The following is a 4,562-nucleotide window of genomic DNA, read 5'->3' on the forward strand; positions in this document are numbered from 1 at the left end:
CCGGAGATAGTACACGGAACCGGAAGCATGCAGCGGTGAACAGTTTTTTTAGAGCGCTACAGGAATTTGAGTTATGCAGCGCAAATCCGGCAGCGGGAATCAAAAAAGCAAAAACTGAAAAGAACCGTATGCCTGTCTATCTGGATGAAAAGGATATTCAGCCGTTTTTGCTCGCGGTGGAAGGGAAATATGCAAATCGTAATATGGCTATCTTTCTGCTTATGGTCTACATGGGATTGCGGGTGGGGGAGGTTCATTCGTTGAATGTCTCAGATTACAGCCGAGAAAGACGCACATTAGATGTGTTCGGTAAAGGGCGTAAGTGGCGTACCCTGCCAGTACCGGCGGCCGTTTGTGATTTTGTAGAGCATGCATTGGAGGAAAGATTGACGCCGTGGAGAAGTAAAGAGGACGCGATGTTCGTATCCCAAAAAGGCCGCCGTCTGGCCGTGCGCTCTATCCAACAGATTGCTACAGAAACGTTCGAACGATTCCAGCAAGATAAGGGCTTAGAGCGTCGGGAGGCTTATTCCAGCCATAAGCTAAGACATACATTTGCCACGATGCTATTGCGCAAGGGAGCAGATCTGCGTACAGTACAGGAGCTGCTGGGGCATTCATCCATCCAGACCACCACGGTATATACACATGTCACTGATCGGGAAAAAGAAAAAGCAATGGATAAACTGGATATTCAGATACCTATAACGGGATTGTAAGTATATTCCACGATTATATTGTATAGTTAATTTGAATATGGTTTACATAATTATTATTACGTAAAATCAATAAAAAAGAATTGAATCTGACTTGTAAATTAAATCCATGATATTACGTTCTTAATATTATGAACTTGTAATCTTTAGCATAAGCTTTGTCTTGTTTTTTACAGCTTTGTTTATTTAATGCCCAGCATACTCTGGTCTTGACAAAGGTAATATTTTGCTACAAAATTAGTGGGACCACTTCGTAAAGTATCTTTATAAAGTGGTCCCACTAATTTTGTAAAAGAAGGAGCACAGTATGGGAAAAGCAAACACAAATTTAATTAAAGAAATAAATCTGAATCTGGTTCGGAAAGTATTAAAGCAGATCGGCAAGGCCACAAAACCTCAACTAGCTGCCTTGACTGATTTAAGTGTGGTTACTATCAATACGCTTATGCAGGAATTGCTTAATAATGGAGAGATTTTTGAAGATGAGATTGTCCCTTCCAACGGTGGTAGACATGCACTAACCTATCGTTTTAATTATGAGTATAGTCTGGCACTGATTATACATATTAATGAAAAACAAGGAATGGATGTAGTATCGACCACGGTCGTTAATTTAAACGAGGACGCTCTCATGAAAGAAGAACATCCCTTTCAAATTTTTGATGATGCACAATTTTATTCCACGATTCAAGGCATCATTTCGCTTTATCCTTCTATTAAGGTTATTGGTATTGGAATCCCGGGACAATCGGTTGATGGAGAGATTACAGTCAGCAGTCATGAAAGGTTGAATGGAATCCGGTTGGCAGAGGATGTGCAGAGCAAATTTGGTTTGCCCGTTATGGTGGAGAATGATGTAAATGCGGCTGTGTGTGGATACGTTTACAGAGAACAGAAAGATGAAGATCAATGTGTGCTAGCTATTTATTTTCCTGAAAATTCTCCACCAGGGATGGGGATTTATTTACGCAATGGAGTTTTAAAGGGCAAACATGGATTGGCTGGTGAAATCAAATTCCTACCGTCTGTAGTGTGGGATGAAAACAAGGGAAGAGAAGTTTTTTTCAATAGTATATGTGAAATAATTCAAACATTACAATCTATATTTGATCCTGATCAAATTGTGATCTATAGAGAGAATATAGAAGAAGATTCTTTTTTTCGTTTTTTGGAAACCTACAAAGCTAAGCATGAGATGCCTTTGTATCCTGACATTGTTCTCTCCGATTTATTTTATGAGGATTTTAAAACAGGGTTGAGAGAGTTAACCCTAAAAGAATTAGAGCGTCCTATAATTGTTTTTAAATAACGACATCTATCGTTTGAGCAGAGGAGGAGAAACATGATGGCAACCTGGTTTCTGATTATTATTTATCTAGCGTTTATTAGCTTGGGAATCCCGGATTCCCTGTTTGGGGCAGCATGGCCTGTGATGTGGCCGGAACTCGGGGCTGATTTTGGGTCTGCCGGAATAGTCTCCATGGTCGTGGCAGGCGGAACCATTGTATCAAGTCTAGCCAGTGGAACTATCATTGAAAAAATAGGTACAGGCAAGATTACTCTAATGAGCTGCTTTTTGACTGCAGGAGCGTTACTCGGGTTTTCTTTTGCACCTTCATTGTTCTGGCTCGTAAGCTTAGCAATTCCCCTTGGCCTCGGCGGGGGAGCTGTAGATGCAGCACTCAATCAATATGTGGCTACTCATTATAAAGCACATCATATGAGTTGGCTGCATTGTTTTTGGGGTGTTGGAGCTACGATGGGACCAATCATTATGTCTTTCTACATTTCGAACCACAATTCATGGAGAAGTGGCTATACAGCCGTATCCATGATTCAGTGGGGACTTGTTATTATTTTGCTTATTACACTGCCATTATGGAAACGTGTAAACGCGATACAAGATTCGATTATTTCTGAAGCTCAATCAGACTACTCACAGATGGATCACAATATCGCACAAGTTGAGAACACACCCAAACAAAATCTAATTCGAATGAAAGGAGTTAAGAACACACTCGTTGCTTTTTTGTTTTATTGTGGGGTAGAAGCCACGGTAGGCTTATGGGGAGCCAGCTTTTTGGTAGGGGCTAGAAACATCCCTGCTGAAACTGCTGCTGGTTGGGTATCTTTGTATTACGGTGGAATCACGGTAGGCAGACTGATTACGGGGTTTGTAACTTTAAAAATAAATAATCGTATCTTAATCCGGATTGGCCAACTTACTGCTGTTGCAGGCGGACTCATTTTGCTGCTTCCGTTGCCTGTTGCCTTTTTATTACCCGGTTTTATCCTTATTGGATTAGGGCTTGCACCCATTTACCCTGGACTTCTTCATGAAACGCCAACACGTTTCGGTAAGGAAAACTCCGCCAAACTCATGGGTTATCAGATGGCAGTTGCTTATACAGGAACAACATTGCTCCCTCCCATTGTTGGGCTGATAGCATCTCAGGTAAGTATTCATTTTTTTTCGGTTGCAGTCCTTGTTTTCCTTCTTTTTATGCTGCTCAGTTCAGAACAAGTGAATCGTATACTGAAAAAGAGAATTTTGAAGGTTTAAGACAAATTACAACTTGACTTGAAACGCGTTTCATCAGCTAAAGTAAGTGTATACCCTAAAAGAGAAAGGAGAGCCCTCTATGATCTCACTCATTTTATTATGTTTAGTTATATGGTGTGGTGCTTACTGTTGCTTAGCATTATCAAGATAGCCTATGGAAGTAAAACCTTACCGCTCTATCGATGATTTTTTTGAGTAGCTTTGTAACCACTTAATAAACGACCTTTTTTTACTCACTTTATTAATGTCTTTAATTAAATGTTTTATGAAGTGGTCTGGAGCTGTATCGAGCTGCTTAAATAGATTAGATGTTGTATAAAAGTACAGATACGACATAAGGGAGTGCGACAATGTGGGGATTGAAGGTGTCTTATGCATTGCCATTTTATGCATTACGTATTTCATAATCAGTAGTTTGGCTCATTCTTCTTTTGTTCAAAAGCTTGCAACACGATTGTTTGAGGATTTTTATAGAGACTATGATGTTGACCCTTGGAAAGAAAATAAAAAGTCATAAATGTGACCTGACAGGCAGGGAGCTTTAGCAATTAAGGGAGGCTTATTTATGTTTAAACTGGTAGTAAGTGATTTGGATGGTACTTTTCTGAACAATAGTGGTACGTTTGATATTGAATTATTTAATCAGGTGTATAAAGAGATGCAAGAAAATAATATCTCTTTTGTTGCTTGTACAGGTAAGCAATGTGAAAGAGTCGAAGAATTGTTTGGTGAGCATGGAAAAGGGATCTGGATTTTGGGGGACAGTGCGACTCGCATTAAAAAGGATGGAGTCGTTGTAAAAGAGTTTACAATTGAACGTAATATAGCATTACAAGCGATCAATCAAATTGAAGCTTTTGCTAATGAATTTATTATCATAGCATGTACAACAGAAGGAGCTTATGTTCATTCTCATATTCAAGAAGAGTATTATAAAATTGTGAAGGGCTCTTATAAGGAAGTTAGGAAGATTGATTCGTTGGATCAAATAAATAGCAACTTTCTAAAAATAACTGTTTACGATCCATCCGGGAGAAGTTCCTTGTTAAGAAAACATGTTGAAGAGGCACTGCTAGATCAAATTTATATTGTCGATTCTGAAGCAAATTGGCTGGATATCACAGCGCTTCATACTCATAAAGGGGAGACGGTAAAAAAACTCCAAGAGATATTGGGTGTTACTGAGGATGAAACCATGTCTTTTGGAGATGGTGAAAATGATGTGGAGCTTATGAGTATTGCCAAATACAGTTTTGCTGTAAAAAATGCCTGTGAGAACACTA

The 4,562-nt window shown here is 39.3% G+C and carries 5 protein-coding genes; all 5 read left to right on the top strand.

What is annotated here, in order from left to right; translation table 11 throughout:
• Nucleotides 1–719 (top strand): tyrosine-type recombinase/integrase (locus AC5V8P_RS23690; protein WP_495473926.1); only part of this gene is annotated, 719 nt, incomplete at its 5' end.
• 304 nt (nt 720–1,023) lie between these two features.
• The gene (locus AC5V8P_RS23695; protein WP_064797089.1) at nt 1,024–2,025 is read left to right on the top strand and encodes an ROK family protein; all 1,002 of its coding nucleotides are present in this window, start codon (nt 1,024–1,026) and stop codon (nt 2,023–2,025) included.
• A gap of 33 nt (nt 2,026–2,058) precedes the next feature.
• Complete coding sequence (locus AC5V8P_RS23700) at nt 2,059–3,279, top strand: MFS transporter (protein ID WP_064797090.1); 1,221 nt, start codon at nt 2,059–2,061, stop codon at nt 3,277–3,279.
• Nucleotides 3,280–3,631: 352 nt separating this feature from the next.
• Nucleotides 3,632–3,796 (top strand): hypothetical protein, encoded by a 165-nt coding sequence (locus tag AC5V8P_RS23705; RefSeq protein ID WP_196771870.1) that lies wholly within the window; start codon nt 3,632–3,634, stop codon nt 3,794–3,796.
• Between the two features lie 48 nt (nt 3,797–3,844).
• The coding region (locus AC5V8P_RS23710) for an HAD-IIB family hydrolase (RefSeq protein WP_495473927.1) at nt 3,845–4,562 on the top strand (718 nt) is incomplete at its 3' end.

The sequence above is a fragment of the Paenibacillus sp. N119s genome, from assembly GCF_059447605.1.

What these genes read in the sequence shown, in the direction of transcription:
- AC5V8P_RS23700 (WP_064797090.1), top strand. Translation starts at nt 2,059, where the DNA reads ATGATGGCAACCTGGTTTCTGATTATTATTTATCTAGCGTTTATTAGC.
- AC5V8P_RS23695 (WP_064797089.1), top strand. Translation starts at nt 1,024, where the DNA reads ATGGGAAAAGCAAACACAAATTTAATTAAAGAAATAAATCTGAATCTG.